The 21,947-nt window shown below is 66.1% G+C and carries 21 protein-coding genes; 17 read left to right on the top strand and 4 right to left on the bottom strand.

Annotated features, from left to right (window positions below; all coding sequences use genetic code 11):
* Nucleotides 1-610 precede the first annotated feature (610 nt).
* The 3 genes from ARC39_RS24325 (at nucleotide 611) to ARC39_RS24335 (ending at nucleotide 3,177) form a co-directional block, all read left to right on the top strand.
* Entirely contained in the window at nucleotides 611-1,042 is a 432-nt protein-coding gene (locus ARC39_RS24325) for a methylglyoxal synthase (protein ID WP_068119295.1), read from the top strand.
* A gap of 172 nt (nucleotides 1,043-1,214) precedes the next feature.
* Nucleotides 1,215-2,501: a lipoprotein-releasing ABC transporter permease subunit gene (locus ARC39_RS24330; RefSeq protein WP_149866542.1), complete on the top strand. Its 1,287-nt coding sequence runs from the start codon at nucleotides 1,215-1,217 to the stop codon at nucleotides 2,499-2,501.
* Nucleotides 2,494-3,177: an ABC transporter ATP-binding protein gene (locus ARC39_RS24335; RefSeq protein ID WP_068119195.1), complete on the top strand. Its 684-nt coding sequence runs from the start codon at nucleotides 2,494-2,496 to the stop codon at nucleotides 3,175-3,177. The genes ARC39_RS24330 and ARC39_RS24335 overlap by 8 nt, the downstream gene beginning before the upstream one ends.
* Before the next feature lie 23 nt (nucleotides 3,178-3,200).
* On the opposite strand, the gene ARC39_RS24340 is transcribed toward ARC39_RS24335, so the two are convergent.
* On the bottom strand, nucleotides 3,201-3,641 hold the full coding sequence (locus ARC39_RS24340; RefSeq protein ID WP_068119198.1) for a DMT family transporter: 441 nt from the start codon (nucleotides 3,639-3,641) through the stop codon (nucleotides 3,201-3,203).
* Nucleotides 3,642-3,771: 130 nt separating this feature from the next.
* Between ARC39_RS24340 and ARC39_RS24345 the strand changes: the two genes are divergently transcribed.
* The 3 genes from ARC39_RS24345 (at nucleotide 3,772) to ARC39_RS24355 (ending at nucleotide 5,582) form a co-directional block, all read left to right on the top strand.
* Entirely contained in the window at nucleotides 3,772-4,185 is a 414-nt protein-coding gene (locus ARC39_RS24345) for a c-type cytochrome (RefSeq protein ID WP_068119200.1), read from the top strand.
* 1 nt (nucleotide 4,186) lies between these two features.
* Entirely contained in the window at nucleotides 4,187-4,600 is a 414-nt protein-coding gene (locus tag ARC39_RS24350) for a c-type cytochrome (RefSeq protein ID WP_068119203.1), read from the top strand.
* 136 nt (nucleotides 4,601-4,736) lie between these two features.
* Nucleotides 4,737-5,582, top strand: coding sequence for a MipA/OmpV family protein (locus ARC39_RS24355; protein WP_068119205.1), 846 nt, complete (start codon nucleotides 4,737-4,739; stop codon nucleotides 5,580-5,582).
* 226 nt (nucleotides 5,583-5,808) lie between these two features.
* Here the strand turns inward: ARC39_RS24355 and lipA are convergent, their stop codons facing one another.
* From lipA to ARC39_RS24370, 3 genes are all read right to left on the bottom strand, one after another.
* Nucleotides 5,809-6,759: a lipoyl synthase gene (gene lipA / locus ARC39_RS24360; RefSeq protein WP_068119208.1), complete on the bottom strand. Its 951-nt coding sequence runs from the start codon at nucleotides 6,757-6,759 to the stop codon at nucleotides 5,809-5,811.
* Between the two features lie 171 nt (nucleotides 6,760-6,930).
* Complete coding sequence (locus tag ARC39_RS24365; RefSeq protein WP_068119210.1) at nucleotides 6,931-7,818, bottom strand: cytochrome c; 888 nt, start codon at nucleotides 7,816-7,818, stop codon at nucleotides 6,931-6,933.
* A gap of 273 nt (nucleotides 7,819-8,091) precedes the next feature.
* A complete protein-coding gene (locus ARC39_RS24370) occupies nucleotides 8,092-8,256 on the bottom strand; it encodes a hypothetical protein (protein WP_236545389.1) in 165 nt (54 codons plus the stop codon).
* A 331-nt stretch (nucleotides 8,257-8,587) separates the two neighbouring features.
* Between ARC39_RS24370 and ftsW the strand changes: the two genes are divergently transcribed.
* The 11 genes from ftsW to lpxC all read left to right on the top strand — a co-directional run bounded on the left by ftsW (nucleotide 8,588) and on the right by lpxC (nucleotide 21,854).
* Nucleotides 8,588-9,754, top strand: a complete 1,167-nt coding sequence (ftsW, locus tag ARC39_RS24375) for a putative lipid II flippase FtsW (protein WP_068119213.1) — start codon at nucleotides 8,588-8,590, stop codon at nucleotides 9,752-9,754.
* Nucleotides 9,754-10,872, top strand: coding sequence for a UDP-N-acetylglucosamine--N-acetylmuramyl-(pentapeptide) pyrophosphoryl-undecaprenol N-acetylglucosamine transferase (locus tag ARC39_RS24380; protein WP_068119217.1), 1,119 nt, complete (start codon nucleotides 9,754-9,756; stop codon nucleotides 10,870-10,872). The genes ftsW and ARC39_RS24380 overlap by 1 nt, the downstream gene beginning before the upstream one ends.
* Nucleotides 10,873-10,889: 17 nt before the next feature.
* Nucleotides 10,890-12,287: a UDP-N-acetylmuramate--L-alanine ligase gene (gene murC, locus ARC39_RS24385; protein WP_068119303.1), complete on the top strand. Its 1,398-nt coding sequence runs from the start codon at nucleotides 10,890-10,892 to the stop codon at nucleotides 12,285-12,287.
* A 56-nt stretch (nucleotides 12,288-12,343) separates the two neighbouring features.
* Nucleotides 12,344-12,631 (top strand): DUF2484 family protein, encoded by a 288-nt coding sequence (locus ARC39_RS24390; protein ID WP_068119306.1) that lies wholly within the window; start codon nucleotides 12,344-12,346, stop codon nucleotides 12,629-12,631.
* Nucleotides 12,628-12,921: a DUF2484 family protein gene (locus ARC39_RS24395; RefSeq protein ID WP_068119219.1), complete on the top strand. Its 294-nt coding sequence runs from the start codon at nucleotides 12,628-12,630 to the stop codon at nucleotides 12,919-12,921. Before ARC39_RS24390 ends, ARC39_RS24395 begins: the two co-directional genes overlap by 4 nt.
* A 1,517-nt stretch (nucleotides 12,922-14,438) precedes the next feature.
* Nucleotides 14,439-15,377, top strand: coding sequence for a UDP-N-acetylmuramate dehydrogenase (gene murB / locus ARC39_RS24405; protein ID WP_068119226.1), 939 nt, complete (start codon nucleotides 14,439-14,441; stop codon nucleotides 15,375-15,377).
* 129 nt (nucleotides 15,378-15,506) lie between these two features.
* The gene (locus ARC39_RS24410; RefSeq protein WP_236545390.1) at nucleotides 15,507-16,385 is read left to right on the top strand and encodes a D-alanine--D-alanine ligase; all 879 of its coding nucleotides are present in this window, start codon (nucleotides 15,507-15,509) and stop codon (nucleotides 16,383-16,385) included.
* Nucleotides 16,382-17,251 carry a cell division protein FtsQ/DivIB gene (locus tag ARC39_RS24415; RefSeq protein WP_236545393.1) on the top strand — a complete coding sequence of 290 codons (870 nt, stop codon included), beginning with the start codon at nucleotides 16,382-16,384 and terminating at the stop codon, nucleotides 17,249-17,251. Before ARC39_RS24410 ends, ARC39_RS24415 begins: the two co-directional genes overlap by 4 nt.
* A complete protein-coding gene (gene ftsA / locus ARC39_RS24420) occupies nucleotides 17,251-18,585 on the top strand; it encodes a cell division protein FtsA (protein WP_068119236.1) in 1,335 nt (444 codons plus the stop codon). The genes ARC39_RS24415 and ftsA overlap by 1 nt, the downstream gene beginning before the upstream one ends.
* Before the next feature lie 500 nt (nucleotides 18,586-19,085).
* Nucleotides 19,086-20,708: a cell division protein FtsZ gene (ftsZ, locus tag ARC39_RS24425; protein ID WP_068119239.1), complete on the top strand. Its 1,623-nt coding sequence runs from the start codon at nucleotides 19,086-19,088 to the stop codon at nucleotides 20,706-20,708.
* A 225-nt stretch (nucleotides 20,709-20,933) separates the two neighbouring features.
* Nucleotides 20,934-21,854 (top strand): UDP-3-O-acyl-N-acetylglucosamine deacetylase, encoded by a 921-nt coding sequence (lpxC, locus tag ARC39_RS24430; protein WP_201455804.1) that lies wholly within the window; start codon nucleotides 20,934-20,936, stop codon nucleotides 21,852-21,854.
* Nucleotides 21,855-21,947 lie beyond the last annotated feature (93 nt).

Here is a 21,947-nt window from a genome sequence, read left to right on the forward strand (position 1 = left end):
TCCCGCGGCCAAGCTCAAGGGCGTCCTTGTGGCCGATGTTGAGGTAGTCGCCGACTTCGCCGGAATAGTCGCGGTTGGCCATACGGGCCAGTACTGGCGTTGCGCCGGAGGGAAGAGTGGTCATTTTCTGGCCATCCGTTCGATCCTGTTCACGCCCCCGCAATCGGGCTTCGTCTCGCATCCAATGATGGAAAAAATGTGGCAGTTTTGTTGCCCCGAAACGCGATATCTTGGGGGCTGGGCGGCAAAAAATACCAATTTCAGAACCTTAAAGCGCATACTTCTCGTCAAATTCGCGAAATCGGGGTGTGTTTGGCCCGGCAATTGCGGCGCGGATTATCTGGATGGAAGTCGCGATGCAGGGTCACTGTTGATCGGGCGGAAACCGCCCGCCACGGGACGCGGCTGGACGGCGGCGCAAGGCAGGCCGGCAAAATCCGGAAATGGCGGCGCTGATTGGCGGCTCGGGCTGGTCTTGGATCTTCAGCCGCTCACGGCGAAAGCGGTTGCGGCGCGGTGCCTTCGGCGCGATATCATGGGGGCAGTAGCTGGCGGTGGCCCGCGGGGCCGCGCCGGTACCGATGGTATTGCGATCTCGAAGGATGACCGAATGACCCGAATGGCCGCGCGAAAACGGATCGCGCTGGTGGCGCATGACGCCATGAAACCCGCATTGGTCGCCTGGGCGGCACGGAACCGCGATGTGCTCGCCCGCCACGATCTCTGGGGCACGGGAACGACGGGCGGCAAGGTCGCCGAGGGCACGGGGCTCGAGGTGACGCGCCTCAAGAGCGGCCCGCTGGGCGGGGATCAGCAGATCGGCGCAATGATCGCCGAAGGCGAGCTCGATATTCTCGTTTTCTTCAGCGATCCGCTGACCGCCATGCCTCACGACGTGGATGTGAAGGCGCTGCTGCGGATCTCCACGCTGGAACAGGTCGTCGTGGCCTGCAACGCGGCGACGGCGGATTTCGTGGTGGCCTCTGGGCTCTTGGAGGCGGCCTATTCGCCGGTCGAGAGCGAAGCCGCGCACGCCGGGTAAAGCGGTTCGCTCATCCGTGAATCGCCATTGCCTGCCTCGAATCCGCGTTTTGTGTACGATTGGCGATCCGCGATGGCGCAAGTTCTTGGCGGGTCGGCGCTGCCGCCCGGCCTGAGCGGTTGACGCTCCGGGCGAAGGCAGCCATTCAGAACGCAAAACACCGGAGCAGACCTTGCCGCAGAGCCCACCGCCCTTTGCCGCCTTCGAGTGGATGATCGCCTGGCGCTACCTGCGCGCGCGCCGCGCGGAGGGCGGTGTCTCGGTGATGACCTGGATCAGCCTCGTCGGCATCACGCTGGCCGTTTTCGCGCTGATCGCCACGCTGGCGGTGCGATCCGGTTTCCGTGCCGAGTTCGTCGATACGATCCTTGGCGCCAATGCCCATGTCACCGTCTATCAATCGGCCGAGGTGTCGGAAACCGGGCAGGTCGACCGGACCATCGCCGATTACGCAAGCATGGCGGAGCGCGTGCGGGCGGTGCCGGGCGTGACCCGGGCGGCGCCCCTCGTCAAGGGGCAGGTGATGGCCAGTTTCGGCGGCCGCAACGCCGGTGTCGAGGTCTTCGGGATCTCGGCGGAGGATCTCGCCACCATTCCCCGCATCGCCGCGCCCGAACGGCACAGCGGCGACCTTGCCCGGTTCGAGGCCGGTATCGCGGTCGGATGGGGTGTCGCCCAGCAGCTCGGCGCCAGCGTGGGCGACCGGATCAAGCTGATCTCGCCCGACGGGGTCAAGACGGCCTTCGGCACCTCGCCGCGCGTGAACGCCTACGAGGTGGTCTATGTCTTCCAGGCGGGCCGCTACGATATCGACCGAACGCGCGTCTACCTGCCCTTCGCGGAGGCGCAGAGCTTCTTCAACCGCGAAGGCGTCGCCGACGAGCTGGAGGTCATGGTGGCCGACCCCGAGGCCGTCCATGCCATGTCGGCGGACCTGATGCGCGCCGGGGGCGAGCGCACGCTGCTCTGGACCTGGCACGACGCGTCCGGCGCCTTCCTGCGCGCCCTCGAGGTCGAGGACAACGTGATGTTCGTGATCCTGTCGATCCTCGTGCTGATCGCGGCGATGAACATCATTTCCGGCCTCATCATGCTGGTGAAGAACAAGGGGCGCGACATCGGCATCCTGCGCACCATGGGGCTGACCGAAGGCTCGGTGATGCGCGTCTTCTTCATCTGCGGTGCCTCCGTGGGCACCATCGGCACCCTGGCGGGCGTGATCCTCGGCTGTCTCTTCGCGATCTACATCGACCCGATCTTCTCCTTCGTGAACTACATCGGCGGCGGCGGTGTCTGGGACCCGTCGATCCGCGGTATCTACAACCTGCCGGCGAAGCTGGAGCCGGGAGACGTGCTCTCGGCGGTCGTCCTGTCGCTGGGCCTGTCCTTCATCGTGACGATTTTTCCCGCCCGCCGTGCCGCCCGCATGAACCCGGTGGAGGCCCTGCGCTATGAGTGAGGCCGCACTCGACCTGCGCGGGATCGCGAAAACCTACAATCCCGGCACGCCCGGCGCCGTGTCCGTGCTCGACGGCGTGGACCTGAGCGTGTCGCAGGGCGAGGTGGTGGCCCTCGTGGCCCCCTCGGGCGCGGGAAAGTCCACGCTTCTTCACATCGCCGGCCTGCTGGATACCGCGGACCGGGGGCAGGTGTTCCTCGGCGGGCAGGAGATGACCGGCAAGGCCGATGCCACGCGCACCCGCGCCCGGCGCCGGGAGGTGGGCTTCGTCTACCAGTTCCACCACCTGCTGCCCGAATTCACCGCGGCCGAGAACATCGTGCTGCCGCAACTCGCGAACGCGGTTCCGGCGGCAACGGCGCGCGCGCGCGCAGGGGAACTCCTCGAAACCGTCGGTCTGACGGCCCGCGCAGACCATCGCCCCGCGCAGCTTTCCGGCGGCGAGCAGCAGCGCGTCGCCTTCTGCCGCGCGCTGGCCAACGCACCGCGCCTGCTCCTGGCCGACGAACCCACGGGCAACCTCGACCCGGGCACCTCCGATACCGTCTTCGCAGCGCTGATGGCCCTCGTCCGCGAAACCGGGATGGCCGCCGTGGTGGCGACGCACAACCTCGATCTCGCGGCGCGTATGGATCGCGTGGTCCGGCTGGAGGCGGGGCAGGTGGTGCCGCAATAGCGGTTCCGGGGGCGCCCGCCGCCTCACGCCCGTTGCGTGAGCACCACGCCAGCCGCCATCAGCGCGATACCAGCCCCTCGCATCAGCGATACCGGCCTCACCGGGGCACCGAACAATCCGAACTGGTCGATGAGCGCCGCCGACGCGAGTTGTCCGATCAGGACGAAGAATACCGCGTTGCCGACGCCGAACCGCGGCGCGATCGCCGTGACGGACAGGACGTAGAATGCAATCAGCACACCGGCCAGAAACAGGTGCGGCGGGGCACCGGCGGCCCGCAGAACGGCGCGCGGCCCGGTGGCCCCTGCGGCACCAAGCGCCACGCAGAGCGCGACACAGAACAGGATGACGGCGGCGGCGGCCGGCGAGCCGAGGCGCTGGCCAAGTGCGGCATTCAGCGCGGCGAGCACCGGAATGCCGATCCCGGCACAGAACATGACGGCGGCGTAGATCTGGGTCTGCATGGGCGCTCCTGCGGTTCGACTGCGGCAGACTGAAAGATTGCCAGATCCTGAGCAAGTCCGGCGGTTGACCCGGATCAATGACAGCGATTGGTTAAGGGAGGACCATCGGGCAGCCAGATTGGAGGCCGAAATGACGCCATATGCCAGAGGGTGCGCCGTCCTCGTCGCCATGTCCTGTGCGGTTGCGGCACTGTCGGGTGCGGCGCGCGCCGAGCCTGCGCCGGAGAGCTACGTCGATGCCTGTGCCGGTTGCCACGGGCCGGATGCACGCGGCGGCGGGCCGAAAGCCGCAATGCTGAGTGTCACCGTTCCGGATCTCACCACCCTTGCCGCCAGAAACGGCGGTACTTTCGACGCGGTGCGCGTGATCCGCCTGATTGACGGGCGCGAAGGGTTGTCGGCGCATGGCGGGCCGATGCCAATGTTCGGCGGCTTGCTCACCGGCCGTTCGGCCGTGATCGACGGTCCGGACGGCAGCCCGGTCATGACGACCGAACCGATCCTCGATATCGTGATGTGGCTCGAAATGCTCCAGGAGCCCTGACATGCGAACGGTTGCCAATGTCTTCGGGTGGTGCGCGGCGCCCCTCTTTGCGCTTTGTGCCCTACCGGCCGGCGCAACCGACACACAGGTCGGCGAAGCGCTCTTTTCGCGCTACTGCGCCACATGCCACGGTCACGGTGCGGCGGGCGACGGAGCTTCGGCCAGCGCCCTCGACACAAGCCCCGAAAACCTGACGACGCTTGCGGCCGGCAACGGCGGGGTCTTTCCCGTGGCGCGCGTGGTGCGCCGGGTCGAGGGAACCGACCGCATGGGTGCCGACGGCAGCCCGATGCCCGTCTACGGCGCCTTTTTCGAAGGGGCTCCGACGGTGCAGATCGAAACGGAAGAGGGGCTGATGACGGCCAGCCTCCCGGTTCTTGAAATCGTCACCTATCTCAAGGGCCTGCAACGCTGATCGATGCGTTTGGGTCACGTGACAATTGAATGACAGTCGCGCGATGTCGATGCGCGCTCCCTTGCACGTATTCCGCTTCGGTTTACCTTGGTGCCAGTTGCCCCTGGGACCCGCTCGATTCGGGAGACGTCTTGACATGAAAACCCGTATCTTCGGCACAATCGGTGTGGCGATGCTCGCCCTCGCGGGGAGCGTGTCCGCGCAGGAGGTAACCGATCCCGTTGCCGCCGCGCCCGTTTCGGAGCAGCCGCTCGCACTTTCGCGGATCGACCCGAGCAAGAACGTCGTTCTCCGCTATGACATTCGCGCTGGCGCCCAGGCACGCCCGGCCTATTTCGGGTCGGACGATTACACAATCGCACCTGATTTCGCGATCCGCTTCGACTACGCGAAAATCCGCGGACTGGGTGAGTACGGCGATGCCACGGGCTCGCGGCCGCCAAGTGCCCTTGGCCTGCGTGGCTCGCTGCGGTTCATCGGGAAGCGCGACAGCGGCGATCATGACGAGTTGAAAGGGCTTGAGGATATCGACCCGACCCTGGAACTCGGTCTCGGTGTCGTTTACCGGCAGCGGAATTTCGAGGCCTTCGGCGACGTTCGATATGGCGTGCTGGGCACGCAGGATTTCTTCGGCGAGGTCGGGCTCGATGCGATCAGCTATCCCAACGATCGCTGGGAACTGCGGGTCGGCCCGCGGTTCAGTTTCGGCGACAACGGCTTCACCGATACCTACTTCGGCGTGACCGACGCAGAGTCGGACGCAAGCGGGCTTGACGCGTTCGACCCCGATGGCGGTCTGCTCGGCGCAGGGATCGAGGCAACGGCCCGCTACCGGTTCAACGAGCTCTGGGGCCTTGAGGCGTCAGTGCGCGCCGACCGTCTGCTGAATGGCGCCGCGGATTCTCCGATCACGGAGATGGGCAACGAAGACCAGTTCCGTGTCCGCGTCGGCGTGACCCGCGAACTCGTTCTGCAATTCTGATCCACAGCGTTTCGTCTCAAACCTGAACCGCCTTTCGCCGCCTCCCGGGCGCGAAAGGCGCTGCGCGATACATCAGGGTGTCGCCCTGACGCCAAAGGTGCCGGGGCACCGCGTTGGATTGCAGCCTGCCGGGCGGCGACGCGGTGCGATCTCCGGGTTTCCCGGCGATGTTCCGTTGTGGGTGTGCAGGCGGAACAGCCCCGCAGGGCCGTCCCGGCCAGTCCGTTCAGGCGCGTCCGAGCTTTCGCAGCCGCGCTTCCCGCAATTGCGCGAAGTCGTCTCCGGCGTGGTAGGAGGACCGCGTCAGCGGCGTTGCCGAGACCATCAGGAAGCCTTTGCCATAGGCCGCCTTCTCGTAGGACTTGAACTCCTCCGGCGTCACGAAGCGTTCCACCGCGTGATGCTTCGGCGTCGGCTGTAGGTATTGTCCGATGGTCAGGAAATCGACGTCCGCCGAGCGCATGTCGTCCATCACCTGCAATACGCCCTGCCGGTCCTCCCCGAGACCGACCATGATGCCGGACTTGGTGAACATCGTCGGGTCCAGCTCCTTCACCCGCTGCAACAGGCGCAGCGAGTGGAAATAGCGCGCCCCCGGCCGCACCGTGGGGTAGAGGCCCGGCACCGTTTCAAGGTTGTGGTTGAACACATCCGGTTTCGCCTCGACCACGGTTTCCAGCACCTCCGGGGTGCATTTCAGGAAATCCGGGGTCAGGATCTCGATCGTGGACTCCGGCGCGCGATGCCGGATGGCGCGGATCGTCTGGGCGAAATGCTCCGCGCCGCCGTCCTCCAGATCGTCCCTGTCGACCGACGTGACAACCACGTGGCGCAGCCCGAGCTTCTGCACCGCATGGGCCACGCGGCCCGGCTCGAAGGCGTCCAGATCCTGCGGCTTGCCGGTCGCCACGTTGCAGAAGGTGCAGCCGCGGGTACAGATCTCGCCCATGATCATCATCGTGGCGTGCCCCTGGCTCCAGCATTCGCCCACATTCGGGCAGCCGGCTTCCTCGCAGACCGTGGACAGCCCCAGCTCCCGCATCAGCTTGTGCGTATCGTTGAACCCCTGGCCGCCGGGCGCCTTCACCCGGATCCAGGCGGGTTTCTTTGGCTGGGCGTTGTCGGGCCGGTGGGCCTTCTCAGGGTGGCGTTGATCGGGGATCTTCAGGTCGCGCATCTCACACCTCGCAGTTCCCTGAGTCATATAGGGGCCGCCATCTAAAACCAATCGCCATTTCCTACACGCAACCCAGCCATGCGGAAACGCGACGTGCCGTCGCCCGAACCGCCGCGAAGCCGGTGTCAGGCGGGTGCAACCGCGTTCGGAGCCCCGTGACGGGGATGCCGCCTACCGCGCCGGCGCAAGCCCCTTGAGATAGGCGGCTATCGCGTCCCGGTCGTCGTCGGGCAGCTGGCTGAGACCGGCGATGATGGATTCCATCTCCCGGCTCACCTCCTCGTGGTCCGGGCTAAAGCCGCTTTCCAGGTACCAGGCCATTTCGGCCGTGCTCCAGCTGATCGCGGCCGGCGTGATGTTGGGCACGTCCCCGCGGCCGGCCGGATTTGCGGCACCCGCCATCCAGCGGCTTCGGTCGAGCCCGCCGAACCGGTCTCGCGGCGTGTGGCATTCGGCGCAATGGCCGAGCGCCTCGACGAGGTAGCGGCCGCGCTCGATCTGCGGGCTCGGCGCGGCGCCCACGAAAGCGTCCTTCAGATAGCGCTGCTTCCAGAAGCCGATCGCACCGCGGAAGGAATAGGGGAAGGGGATCTCGTTGGCCCCGCGTGGCGTCGAATCCTCGGGCAGTGTGTCCAGATAGGCCTTGAGGTCCGCCACATCCTGCAGCGCCATCCGGGTGTAGGTCGTGTAGGGCATCGCCGGGTAGAGGTGCCGGCCATCGGGCGTGACCCCGCGCTTCAACACCCCTGCGAGGTCGGCGAGACTGTACCCGCCAATACCATGCGTCGGGTCCGGGGAGATATTCGGAACAACGAAGGTGCCGAACGCCGTGGGCAACCTGCGCCCGCCGGAGAGCAGCGGCGCCTCCTGCGCTTCGGCGCCACGGTCGGCATGGCAGGAGGCACAGCCCGCGGCGAGGAATACCTGCCGGCCGGCCGCCGCGTCGCCGCTGAAGCCGGCCACCGCGGTCTCCGGCAATGGGCGCGCCCGCGTCAGCCAGAAGCCGCCGGCCCCGAGCAGACCCACGATGAGAACGAGGAATGTGAGAAAACGGCCCATATGCTGTCCTTCCACGACCGGCGCCGCGCCACGGCGCAACGTCCCTTGGCGGCAGATTAGAAAGTTCCGCGCTGCAGCGCAAAGGCAGGAAGGCGGTCTTTCCGGGAGGGTTGCGTAACGGCACTGCGTCCTTGCCGAGCCTCCGCGCCAATCTGGCGCCTGTTCCCGGCGCGCGCCGCCGACCCTCGGCCGCATCTTGCGCGCCGCCGGTCGCAGGGCGCCACGGGACGGCGCGCGAGATGATCAGCCGGTTCACCCCGATCGCATCGGGGTTTAGAAGCCCGACGGGCGCGGCACCCGGCCGGGCCGGTCGGCGGTCATCCAATCGGGCCAGTAGCCCGCCCGTTCGATGGCGACGATCAGCAGGCAGACGACCAGAACGCCAAGCACGAGCATCACGCGCTGCCCCGACGGCGGGTTCTGAACCCAGCGTTTCATTCGGAAGAACCAGTGGGGGCCGAGCATGGTGGTTTCGGTGTGTCCGGGGTCTGGAAGGGAACCGTTCCGCAGCGAACGGTCCAGAGCGGCGTCAGCTTGCGCCAAGCGCGACCCAGCGGCAAGGGGGCATCCGCGCACTGCCAACGTTCCGAATGCGATCTGCCCGCGAGAGGCCGCCGACGGTTGGCGCAGGCGGCGCGGCTTCCCCGGCATTTGGGCTGCAACCTCCATGAAATTTACGTTTTTCCTAGCCGCATTGGCCAATTGGCGTTATTCTTCGGCGCATCAGACCCGGTCCACCGGGCGACAGAGGCAGTGTAGCGGTACTCCAATGACGGAAATGGTGTACGGGACCGCGCCCGCGCAATCGGGCGATCCGGTCCTTCCACGTTGGTGGCGGACGGTCGACAAGTGGTCGATTTCCGCCGTGCTCATGCTGTTCGGCATCGGGCTGTTGCTGGGGCTCGCGGCCTCGCCGCCCCTTGCCGCGCGGAACGGGCTGGACTCGTTCCACTACGTCGAACGTCAGATCTTTTTCGGCGGGTTGGCGCTGCTGACCATGCTCGTGGTGTCGATGATGTCGCCGGCACTGGTGCGCCGGCTGGCGGTGCTGGGCTTCCTCGCAGCCTTCGTGTCGCTGTTGCTGCTGCCGCTGTTCGGAACGGATTTCGGAAAGGGGGCGGTGCGCTGGTATTCCTTCGGTTTCGCCTCCGTGCAGCCGTCGGAGTTTCTCAAGCCCGCCTTCGTGGTGCTGGCAGGCTGGCTGATGGCCGCCAGCCACGATGTCGGCGGCCCGCCGGGCAAGGCCGTCTCCTTCGGCCTGGTCTGCGTGATTGTCGGCCTGCTGGCGATGCAGCCCGATTTCGGGCAGGCGGCGCTGATCCTGTTTGCCTGGGGCGTGATGTATTTCGTCGCCGGTGCGCCGATGCTGCTGCTTGTCGGCATCGCCAGCGGCGTCGTCGGCTTCGGTGTCGTCGCCTACAATTCATCGGAGCACTTCGCCCGCCGCATCGACGGTTTCCTGTCGCCGGATGTCGATCCGCGCACGCAGCTGGGCTATGCCACGAACGCCATTCAGGAGGGCGGCTTCTTTGGCGTCGGCGTGGGAGAGGGGCAGGTGAAATGGTCGCTGCCGGACGCCCACACCGATTTCATCATCGCCGTGGCCGCGGAAGAATACGGGCTCATCCTCGTTCTGCTGATCCTTGCGCTCTACGGCACCGTCGTTGTCCGCTCGCTCTTCCGCCTGATGAAGGAACGCGACCCGTTCATTCGTCTCGCGGGCACCGGGCTCGCCTGCATGTTCGGCGTGCAGGCGATGATCAACATGGGGGTCGCGGTGCGGCTCCTGCCCGCCAAGGGCATGACGCTGCCCTTCGTTTCCTACGGGGGCTCGTCGCTGATCGCGGGCGGGATCGCGCTCGGCATGCTGCTGGCCTTCACGCGGCAGCGCCCGCAGGGCGAGATCGCCGACATCTTCCAGCGCAGGGGGCGGTAATGGCCGCGCCCCTCGCCATCATCGCGGCAGGCGGCACCGGCGGGCACATGTTCCCGGCGCAGGCCCTGGCCGAGGCCCTTCTGGCGCGCGGCTGGCGGGTCCGGCTTTCGACCGATGCGCGCGGTGCGCGCTATGCCGGCGGTTTCCCCGATGCGGTGGAGATCGTCGAGGTCGCCTCCGCCACCTTCGCGCGCGGCGGCGCGCTCGCCAAGGCCGTGGTGCCGTTCCGCATTGCCGCCGGTGTCATCGGTGCCTGTGTCCGCATGTTGATCGAACGGCCCGCCATCGTGATTGGCTTCGGCGGCTATCCGACGATTCCAGCGATGTCCGCGGGCTGGCTGCTGCGCCGGCCGCGGATGATCCACGAACAGAATGGCGTGCTGGGGCGCGTCAACGAGGTTTTTGCCCGCCGTGTGAACGCGGTGGCTTGCGGAACATGGCCCACCAACCTGCCCACGGGGGTGGAGGGCCACTACACCGGGAACCCGGTGCGCTCGGCGGTGATGGAGCGGGCAGGCGCCCCGTTCATTCCGCCGGGCGACTACCCCATGTCGATCCTGGTGATCGGCGGCAGCCAGGGCGCGCGCATCCTGTCGGACATCGTGCCGCCCGCCATCGCCGCGCTTCCGCTGGACCTGCTCCGGCACGTGCGGGTCGCGCATCAGGCCCGCGGCGAAGACGAGGCGCGCGTGACCGCCTATTATGCCGATCATGCCATCGACGCCGAGGTGCAGCCGTTCTTCGACGACGTGCCGCGGCGCATGAGCGAGGCGCAGTTGGTGATCTCCCGCTCCGGCGCCTCGTCGGTGGCCGATATCTCCGCGATCGGCCGGCCCGCCATCCTGATCCCCTTCGCTGCCGCATTGGGCGATCACCAGACCGCGAATGCGCGGGGATTGTCGGAGGCCGAGGCCGCCATCGTCATTCCCGAATCCCGACTTGATGTCGAAACCCTTTCGGAACACATAGGCGCGATCCTGACGCAGCCCGGGGCGGCGACACAGATGGCGCATAACGCGCTGGCCCAGGGGCGGCCGGATGCGACGGAAAGACTTGTCGAGATGGTGGAGTCGCTGTCCGGCACACAAACAACAATTACGGGGCCTGAGCAGAGATGATGGACGGAAGCACATTGATGAACGCGGTGACCAAACTGCCCACCGACGTGGGCGCCATCCACTTCGTCGGTATCGGCGGCATCGGCATGTCGGGTATCGCGGAGGTGCTGCTCACCCATGGCTACACGGTTCAGGGCTCCGACCTGAAAGCCACCAAGATAACCGACCGGCTGCAAAAGCTCGGCGCCACGGTCTTCATCGGCCAGACGGAGGAGAACCTCGACGAAGCCGCCGTCGTCGTCATCTCCTCGGCGATCAAGCCCGGCAACCCCGAACTCGACGGCGCCCGCGCCCGCGGCCTGCCGGTTGTGCGCCGCGCCGAGATGCTGGCCGAACTCATGCGGCTCAAGTCCAACGTCGCCATCGCCGGCACCCATGGCAAGACCACGACCACAACCATGGTCGCCACCCTGCTGGACGCCGGCGGCATCGACCCCACCGTCATCAACGGCGGCATCATCCACGCCTATGGCTCCAACGCGCGCGCGGGGCAGGGCGAGTGGATGGTGGTGGAGGCCGACGAGAGCGACGGCACCTTCAACCGCCTGCCCGCGACCATCGCCATCATCACCAATATCGACCCCGAGCACATGGAGCACTGGGGCACGATCGAGAACCTGCGCGCGGGCTTCAAGACCTTCGTGGAGAACATCCCCTTCTACGGCGTCGCGGTCTGCTGCACCGATCACCCGGAGGTGCAAGCGCTGGTCGGCAAGATCACCGACCGCAAGGTGATCACCTACGGCTTCAACGCCCAGGCCGACGTGCGCGCCACCAACCTCTCCTACAAGGCCGGCGTGGCGCATTTCGACGTCGCCCTGCGCGACGACGACACGGTGATCGAGGGCTGCACCCTGCCGATGCCGGGCGACCACAATGTCTCCAACGCGCTCGCCGCCGTCGCCGTGGCGCGCCACCTCGGCATGAAGCGCGACGAGATCCGAAGCGCGCTTGCCAGTTTCGGCGGCGTGAACCGGCGCTTCACCAAGGTCGGCGAAGTGAATGGCGTCACGATCATCGACGACTACGGCCATCACCCGGTGGAAATCGCGGCCGTGCTCAAGGCCGCGCGCCAGGCCACAGAGGGCCGCGTGATCGCCGTGCACCAGCCGCACCGCTACTCCCGCCTGCACAACCTGTTCGACGATTTCTGTGCCTGTTTCAACGAGGCCGATGTCGTGGCCATTGCCGAGGTCTTTGCCGCGGGCGAGGCCCCCATCGAAGGCGCGGACCGGGATTCGCTCGTCGCCGGGCTGATCCGCCACGGCCACCGCCACGCCCGTGCGCTTCTCAGCGAGGAAGATCTCGAGCGCCTCGTGCGCGAGCAGACCCAGCCGGGCGACATGGTCGTCTGCCTCGGGGCCGGGACGATCTCCGCCTGGGCCAACAACCTGCCGGAGCGTCTGGGCAAGTAGACGCGATGGCTCCGGCCGGCCGCGAAGCCGCACCGGGGCAGGAAGGGAAGAGCGCGATGAACGCACTCGTTTGGGGATGTCTCTGGGTCATGGCCGCGACCGCCGTCGCGATGCTGCCGATGAAATACCAGTATGTTCCCGGCCTCGGGCTGCTTCTGGCAGCGCCGTGGCTCATCTGGAATATCGGCGCCGCCTATGGCTGGGTGCCCCTGCTGATCGCCACCGCCGCCTTCGTGTCGATGTTCCGCAAACCGCTGCGGTACATGATCCTCCGCGCTGCCGGCCGGTCGCGCGAGGAGGCGATGGGCCGCGCGCGGAAGCGGGCCGGGGAGGGCGCGCAATGAGCCTCTCGCTGACACTCGCCTGTCTCTGGGCGCTGGCCGCCACGTTCCTGGCGATGATCCCGTCGAAACGCAGCCACTGGCCGCAGGCCTATGTGCTGATTGCCATCGGCATCCCGTTGCTCGGCTTTGTCACCTACGAAAACGGCCCCATGGCCGGGCTGCTGGTCTTCATCGCCGGCGCCTCGATCCTGCGCTGGCCGCTGATCTACCTCTGGCGCTGGATCAAGCGCCACACCGTCGGCAAGCCCGACAGGATGAAGGCAAACGAAAGCCAGGGCAAACCCTCCTGATCCCTGCGGCGTTACGCTGCTGGCGCAGAACGAGGTGAGATCGACGCGCCGGGCCAAAACCGGTCCCTCATCAGGGCACCCCGCGCGGAACACGGCCGAAGGCCGCCGCGCATCGCCGGTCCGCCCCGACGGGCCGGCGATCCCTCACCGCCAGCGCGACGATCTGACTTCGTTCAGCACGGAGGGATAAAGCGCTGCCGTTCAGGGTGTCGTGCGCCGCCCCGCGGACCGGCGACGCCCGGCTCGCACAAGAAACCCCGATTGAGCCAGCCCCCGAGCGGTCCCACTCCCGGCCAAGCCGATCCCCGCGCGGAACAAGGCCGAAGGCCGCCGCGCATCGCCGGTCCGCCCCCACGGACCGGCGATACCTCACCGCCACCGCGACGCTCTGACGTTGGTCGGGGCGGAGGGATAAAGCGCTGCCGTTCAGGGTGTCGTGCGCCGCTCCGCCGACCGGCGATCCCCGGCTCGCTCAACAAACTCCCGATTGAGGCAGCCCCCGACCGGTCCCACTCCCGGCCACGCCGCACCCCGCGCGGAACAAGGCCGTCAGGCCGCCGCGCATCGCCGGTCCGCCCGCACGGGCCGGCGATCCCTATCCGCCACCGCGACGCTCTGACGTTGGTCGGGGCGGAGGAATAAAGCGCTGCCGTTCCGAGCGTCGTTAGTCGCCCCGCCGACCGGCGCCGCCCGGTTCGCACAAGAAACCCCCGAATGAAGCAGCGCCCGACCGGCCCCAAACCCCGCCACGCCGGTCTCCGCGCGGAACAAGGCCGTCAGGCCGCCGCGCATCGCCGGTCCGCCCCAACGGGCCGGCGATCCCTATCCGTCACCGCGACGCTCTGACTTCGTTTGGAGCGGAGGGATAAAGCGCTGCCATTCAAAGCGCTATTCGCCGCCCCGCGGACCGGCGATGCCCGGCTCGCACAAGAAAACCCCGGCTGAAGCAGCGCCCCAACCTGCGACTTGTGTGCTGTCGCCGTCGGGGCGGCGGCGTTGCATTCCGATTTCGCGCAACGACTTCAGGACGATGCACTTGCCAAGGCGCCATAGGTCTCGGTCGAGGTTTCCGGGCGATGCGGTTACATGTAGTTTCCACCCATTTGCTCGGGCGCCCAGCCTCAGCCGTGCCCAACCGGCCCGTGGTGCCGGAGGCGTGCGTCCAATCCGACCAGGGTGCATTGGCGCAGTTCTGCAATGGCGAGACGTGGTTCGGGACTCCGACACGAAACGTCCGGAGTGGGCATTGCGATGTACCCACCCCGTGTCGGCCGCGTCTCGTGGTGCTTTCGCCCTCCCCGGAACCCGCGCGAGGGGGCGTCTCCGGGCGGCCGGCCCCCCTCATTTTGTGGCTTGATCCTTAACGATTGGTGAATGCGCGCTCGTAACCCATTGAAATATAATGCCTCTGGAAATGTCTCACCATGAGACACCCTGAGGGCCGCGAAAACCGGTCTCGACAGCCGGCCCGCCGCTCCGCTATCAGGCCAACCCAGAGACTGGAAGGAACCCGCCCCATGGCCCAGCCCGATCAGATCGAGGTCCGCGGTACGCTCACCCCGGGCCGCCCGCTCTCGTCGCTGACCTGGCTGCGGGTCGGCGGCCCGGCCCAGTGGCTGTTCCAGCCGGCCGACCGGGAGGACCTCCGTGCCTTCATGGAGCGGCTGGATCGGGAGGTCCCGGTCTTTCCCATCGGTGTCGGCTCCAACCTGATCGTCCGCGACGGCGGCATCCGCGGCGTCGTGATCCGGCTGGGCCGGGGGTTCAACGACATCGCCTGCGGCGAGCGCACAGTGACGGCCGGCGCCGCCGCGCTCGACGCCCATGTGGCCCGCAAGGCCGCGCAGGCGGGGCTCGACCTGACCTTCCTGCGCACCATTCCCGGCGCCATCGGGGGCGCCGTGCGGATGAACGCGGGCTGCTACGGCTCCTACGTGGCCGATCACGTGGTCGAGGCCGAGGCGGTCACGCGCATGGGCAGCGTCGTGACCCTCACGCCGGAGGCGCTGCAATTCGCCTACCGTCAGACCAGCCTGCCGCGTGGGTGGGTGATTACCCGCGCGACCTTCCGGGCCGAACCGGGCGACCCGGAGCAGCTCGCCGAGCGCATGGAGGCGCAGCTTGGTCGCCGTGACGCCACCCAGCCCACGAAGGAGCGTTCCGCCGGCTCCACCTTCCGCAATCCGGCGGGGTTCAGCTCCACCGGTCAGGCCGACGATACGCATGATCTCAAGGCCTGGAAGGTGATCGACGACGCCGGGATGCGCGGGGCGCGACTCGGTGGCGCGCGGATGTCGGAAAAGCACTCCAACTTCCTGATTAATGCCGAGAATGCCACGGCCGCCGACCTTGAGGGCCTGGGAGAGCTGGTGCGGAAAAAGGTTTACCGTGCGAGCGGAATTCAGCTAGAGTGGGAAATCATGAGGGTCGGTGAACAGACCCCGGATAATACATGACCGCCGCAAGGTGGCAGGACAGGCGGTGAAGCCGCGCGCGGCGCGGATTTCACAAAACAAAAATGGGCCAATGGCCCGGTGAACGAGGCGGGCATGTCGAGCAGGGCATCCCCTAGAGTGGCGGTTCTCATGGGAGGGCCATCGGCGGAGCGCGAGGTGTCGCTCTCGTCAGGGCGCGAATGCGCCGAGGCTCTCAGGGGCGAAGGTTTCGAGGTTGTTGAACTGGACGCTGGGCCGGATCTTCCGGCGCGGCTGGCGGAAATCGTTCCCGATGTCGCCTTCAACGCGCTGCACGGCCGCTGGGGCGAGGATGGCTGTGTGCAGGGGCTGCTGGAATGGGTGCGTCTGCCCTATACGCATTCCGGCGTGCTGGCATCGGCATTGGCGATGGACAAGGAACGCAGCAAGGCGGCCTATCGCAGCGCCGGGCTTCCGGTTGTCGACAGTCGCCTTGCCTGCGCCGACGAGGTGCGTGCGCGGCACGTGATGGAGCCGCCCTATGTGGTGAAGCCCAACAACGAGGGCTCGTCGGTGGGTGTCTATCTGGTGCACGAGGCCGCCAATGGGCCACCCAAGCTTTCCGCCGATATGCCGGATGTCGTGATGGTCGAGCAATTCGCACCGGGGCGGGAGCTGACGACGACCGTCATGGGAAACAGGGCGCTTTCGGTCACCGACATTTACGCGGACGGTTGGTACGACTACGATGCAAAATACAAGCCGGGCGGATCGCGCCACGTGGTGCCGGCCAACATCCCGGCCGAGGTGTTCGAGGCCTGCCTGGATTACGCCCTGCGTGCCCATCGGGTGTTAGGATGCCGAGGGATTTCCCGAACTGATTTCCGGTGGGACGAGGGGCGCGGACTGGACGGGCTGGTGCTGCTTGAGACCAATACGCAGCCCGGAATGACGCCAACGTCGCTGGCGCCCGAACAAGCCGCTGCGGCGGGCTATGATTTCGGAGCATTCTGCCGCTGGATCGTGGAGGACGCCTCTTGCAATCGGTGAGCCGCCCTCAGCGCCACGACCCCGCACCTTCGCGCTGGTCCTACCGGCTGAACAGGCTTTGGCTCACGCCGGGCTACCGGCGGATACTGCGGCTTGGGTTTCCGCTTTTTCTGATGGCGGGTGCGGCGGCGTGGTACCTCTCAGATGCGCAGCGTCTGGAAGCTTTGCGTGACAGCTACGCCGAAGCCCGGCGGGCGATCGAGCAGCGTCCGGAGTTCATGGTGAACCTGCTGTCGGTGGAGGGCGCTTCGCCGGAGCTTGCCGAGGCCGTACGCGAGACCCTCGCCCTGCGCTTGCCCATGTCCTCCTTCGACATGGACCTTGAATCCATGCGGCGCAATGTCATTGCCTTCAACGCAGTGGCCGACGCCGACCTGCGTGTGCGAACTGGCGGTGTCCTCTCGGTGCAGATCACGGAGAGGGTTCCCGCCGTGTTGTGGCGTCATCCACGCGGACTGAGCCTGCTCGACGCCGATGGTCACATGGTCGCTGGCACCTCAGATCGCGGTGCATGGCCGGACTTGCCGCTGGTGGCGGGGGAGGGGGCCGAGGAGGCGATCCCCGAGGCGCTTTCATTGATCGCCGCCGCCGCGCCGCTGGAGGAGCGGTTGCGTGGGCTGGTACGGATGGGCGAACGCCGCTGGGATCTCGTGCTCGACCGCAACCAGCGCATCCTGCTGCCCGAGAAATACGCGGTCTCCACTCTGGAGCGACTGTTGGCACTCTCCAAGGGCCGCCAGATGCTGGAACGTGACGTGACCGTCGTGGATTTCCGCAACCCCCGCCGCCCCACCGTGCGGTTGAACCGAAACGCAGTCCTGGAACTGCGAAACATAAGAGACACGGATATCGGAGCCCCCCTGTAATGACCGACCTCTACCAGTCTCAGCGCGCGATGCGCCGGATGCGCAAACAGGCAATGGACCGCGGTGTCATTGCCATTCTCGACGTGGGTACCTCCAAGATTGCGTGCCTCGTGCTGCGCTTCGACGGTGCCGACAAGTTCGAGGGCACTGACGGTGTCGGATCGCTGGCCGGACAATCGAGCTTCCGTGTCATCGGAGCGGCGACCACACGCTCGCGCGGCGTGGCCTTTGGCGAGATCAGCGCGATGCAGGAGACTGAGCGGGCTATTCGTACCGCGGTGCAGGGCGCACAGAAAATGGCCGGTGTACGTGTCGACCACGTGATCGCTTGTTTCGCCGGTGCGCGGCCGCGCAGCTATGGGCTCGACGGACGTATTGATCTGGCCGACAGCATCGTCTCCGAGGATGACGTGGCCCGCGTGCTGGCCTGCTGCGATGTGCCCGACTATGGGTCCGACCGGGAGATGCTGCACGCTCAGCCGGTGAACTTCGCCATTGACCACCGCACGGGCCTCTCCGACCCGCGCGGGCAGATGGGCAATGCGCTGGCGGTGGACATGCACATGCTCACGGTCGATGCACGGTCCGTGCAAAACCTGCTCTATTGCATCAAGCGCTGCGATCTGGAACTCGCGGGCCTTGCCTCCTCGGCATATGTCTCCGGGATATCGGCGCTCGTCGAGGACGAGCAGGAGTTGGGTTCTGCCTGCATCGATCTCGGTGGCGGCGCCACCGGCCTGTCGATCTTCATAAAGAAACACATGATCTATGCCGACAGTGTGCGGATCGGTGGCGATCACATTACGCAGGATATTTCCAAGGGCTTGAAAGTGCCGTTGAACACGGCGGAGAGAATCAAGACCTTCTATGGCGGTGTCATGGCGACCGGCATGGATGACCGGGAGATGATCGAGATCGGCGGCGACACCGGTGACTGGGAACACGACCGGCGCACCGTCAGCCGTGCAGAATTGATCGGCATCATGCGCCCGCGCGTCGAAGAAATCCTGGAAGAGGTGCGGGTGCGTCTGGACGCCTCCGGCTTCGAGCACCTGCCGGCGCGCCAGATCGTACTCACCGGAGGCGCCAGCCAGATCCCGGGTCTCGATCTGTTGGCCAACAAGATCCTCGGACAGCAGGTGCGCCTTGGCCGTCCACTCCGGGTTCAGGGACTGCCGCAGGCGGCCACGGGCCCAGCCTTCTCTTCTGCCGTAGGGCTATGCCTGTTTGCCGCGCATCCGCAGGACGAGTGGTGGGACTTCGATATCCCCGCCGATCGTTACCCGGCACGGTCGCTGAAGCGGGCCGTGAAATGGTTCCGCGACAACTGGTAGGGGGACGGTTCAAGCAACGGAGTTGCAGTTCGCGCCTGCGGCAATTGCGATGGCGCGGCAGCGAAGCGGATTTCAGGGTGGGCGCGCGGATATTCGACAGTAGAAACTGAATAGTTACACTGGATTTTCAGTCCGTTGATCTGTACGCTTTTTTCCACAACAACGCGTCGGCTTTGAACCCGACGCACGGCAGGCCGAGCAGCCGCCCCGAAACGAAAAAGATCGCCGCACGTTGCGGTTTGGGCACGCGCAGTCCCCTCGGGCTCCGCGGTCTTTGTGCGTGAGGGGGCGGCAACCACCATATGCAGCCATTTCAGGTAGATGCAGGTGGTAAGGCAAAAAAACTTTCCATATTTTGTGGCATTTTTGCACTTTTTTGATGACGCGCCGTAGTCGTCCGCGTATTGTCGTCCCAATCAATTTGGAATCCCCGGGTTTGCCCCGGTCAGGACAGGCAGCAACCGCTCGGCAACGGGGCGGCATAACAAGGCGGAGAAAAGATGGCATTGAATCTCACCATGCCCGAGCAGGAAGAGCTCAAGCCGCGCATCACCGTTTTCGGTGTGGGCGGCGCCGGCGGGAATGCGGTCAACAACATGATCGAGAAGAACCTGGAAGGTGTGGATTTCGTCACCGCCAACACCGATGCCCAGGCCCTGCAGCAAAGCAATGCTCCCGCGCGCGTTCAGATGGGTGTGAAGGTCACCGAGGGGCTCGGCGCCGGTGCACGCCCGACGGTCGGTGCCGCTGCCGCTGAGGAAACCATCGAGGAAATCGTCGATCACCTGGCTGGCGCACATATGTGTTTCATCACCGCCGGTATGGGTGGCGGCACTGGGACGGGGGCCGCGCCGATTATCGCACAGGCTGCACGCGAACTCGGTGTGTTGACAGTTGGTGTTGTCACGAAGCCGTTCCAGTTCGAAGGCGCCAAGCGGATGCGTCAGGCCGAAGAGGGCGTGGACGCACTCCAAAAGGTCGTGGACACGCTGATCATCATCCCGAACCAGAACCTTTTCCGGCTCGCCAACGAGAAGACGACCTTTACCGAGGCGTTTTCGCTGGCAGACGATGTCCTTTACCAGGGCGTCAAGGGCGTGACGGACCTGATGGTTCGTCCGGGCCTGATCAACCTCGACTTCGCCGACGTGCGGTCGGTCATGGACGAGATGGGCAAGGCGATGATGGGCACGGGCGAGAGCGAGGGCGAGGATCGTGCGATCCAGGCCGCCGAGGCCGCCATTGCCAACCCGCTGCTAGACGAGATCTCGCTCAAGGGCGCCAAGGGCGTTCTGATCAATATCACCGGTGGCTACGACCTGACCCTGTTCGAACTCGACGAAGCTGCCAACCGGATCCGCGAAGAGGTCGACCCGGACGCCAATATCATCGTTGGCTCGACCCTCGATACGGCGATGGATGGCCACATGCGCGTATCCGTCGTGGCGACGGGGATCGATGCCTCCGCCGTGGTCCAGGATATTCCGCGCCCGGCCCGCAAGCTGCGCGATCCGGTCATGCCCGACGCCGAGGCGGCACCTGCACAGGTGGAAATGGAGCCGGAGCAGGTCGCCGCACGTCGATCCGCGCCGGTCGAGGCCTCGCAGCCCGTCGAAGAACCCAACCTGTTCGCCAGTGACTATTCGGCAGGCAATGAAATCGATGACGATTTCGCCGAAGACGACCTGCCCCCGCCGGCATATCGTCAACCGGCTGCGGAATCCCTGCAGATGGTCGAAGCCGCCGAGGACGCTGGTGAGGAGGGCTATGTCCCGCCGCAACCGCGACGCCCCGGTACGCCAAGCCCGGAAGCGCTGCAGCGTCTGCAAGCCGCAGTTCGCAAGTCCGCGCCGGTGTCTCCCGAACCGCGGCGTGAAGCGGCACCGGAGGTCGAGGCAGCTTCCGTTGAAAAGCGGAGCTTCGGTATCAGCACGTTGATCCACCGCATGTCCGGGCACAACGAAACAGCCGAACGACCCGCCGCTCACAACCCGCGCCAGCAGCCTCCGCAGCTGCGCCAACAGACAGGCCGGCCAAGCCAGGCCTATGACGATGACCCTGAGATGGATCCCGAGCAGGAGCGCATTGAGATCCCCGCATTCTTGCGGCGTCAGGCAAACTGATAAAAAACTATCCCTCGTTAACCTCCTATGGGGTCGGCTTGTCCGACCCCTTTTTCTTTTGTTTTAAGGCGATTAGAGCGTGATCTTCTTGCATCGGCGGGCTTCCGCCTACACGGGATGGATGGATGTTTCACGCGGTTACAATGTTTGAGTTGAGGAAAATGCGACCCATTCGTATCTGCTGAGTTGCCGGCTGGCTGTGCCGGTTTGAAGAAAGCCATTCAGTTGCAGACGACTCTGAAGACCACCGCGACGCTCATCGGCGAAGGCCTCCATTCCGGACGGCCGGCGCGCATTGCAATTGCGCCTGCCCCTGCCGACAGCGGCATTGTATTCCGGCGGACCGACGCGGTTGCCGGGAGCCCGGTGGTTCCAGCCCGTTGGGATGCAACGCAACACGTGCCGCTCTGCACCCGGCTGGTGAATGCCGATGGGGTCAGCATCTCCACGGTGGAACATGTCATGGCCGCGCTGGCCGGACTCGGTGTGCATAACGCGCGTATCGACGTAAGCGGGCCGGAAGTGCCGATCCTTGACGGGAGCGCGGCGCCGTTCGTTCGCGCCGTGCTGAAAGCGGGCCTTGCCCGCCTGGATGCGCCCCTCAAGGTGTTGCGGGTTCTGAAACCCGTCGAGGTCCGTGAAGGTGAGGCGGTGGCCCGGTTGTCTCCGTGCCCCGAGTTGCGTCTCGATTTCGAGATAGATTTCGACGATTCCGCAATCGGTCATCAACGTCGCGTGCTGAAAATGGGCAATGGCGCTTTCGTTCGTGAGCTTTGCGACAGCCGTACATTTTGCCGTCTGGCCGACGTGGAGTACATGCAAGCCAACGGTCTGGCGCTTGGCGGCACGATGGAAAATGCGGTGGTGGTCGACGGCGCGAACGTGTTGACGCCGGGTGGACTGCGCCATGCCGACGAGCCGGTGCGTCACAAGATGCTCGATGCCCTCGGTGACCTGGCGCTCGCGGGCGGGCCGATTCTCGGAGAATACACGGGCATCCGTGCTGGTCACACGCTGACGAACAAGCTCTTGCGCGCGCTCTTCGCCACGCCTGGGGCCGCCGAGTGGACTGTATGCGCGCCCGATGTGCAGGCCCGGCTGCCTGGAACGGGCGTCGGAATGGGAGACCTTGCAGCGGTCGCCTGATCACAGTGACTTCCCAAGTCGCGGAAATCCGGCGCAGACCCGTTTTGTGCCGGATTTTTCTGTGCTAGACGATGGCAAATCGCAGGCTCTCGA

It is taken from the genome of Tropicimonas marinistellae (genome assembly GCF_001509585.1).
GTDB lineage: Bacteria > Pseudomonadota > Alphaproteobacteria > Rhodobacterales > Rhodobacteraceae > Tropicimonas > Tropicimonas marinistellae.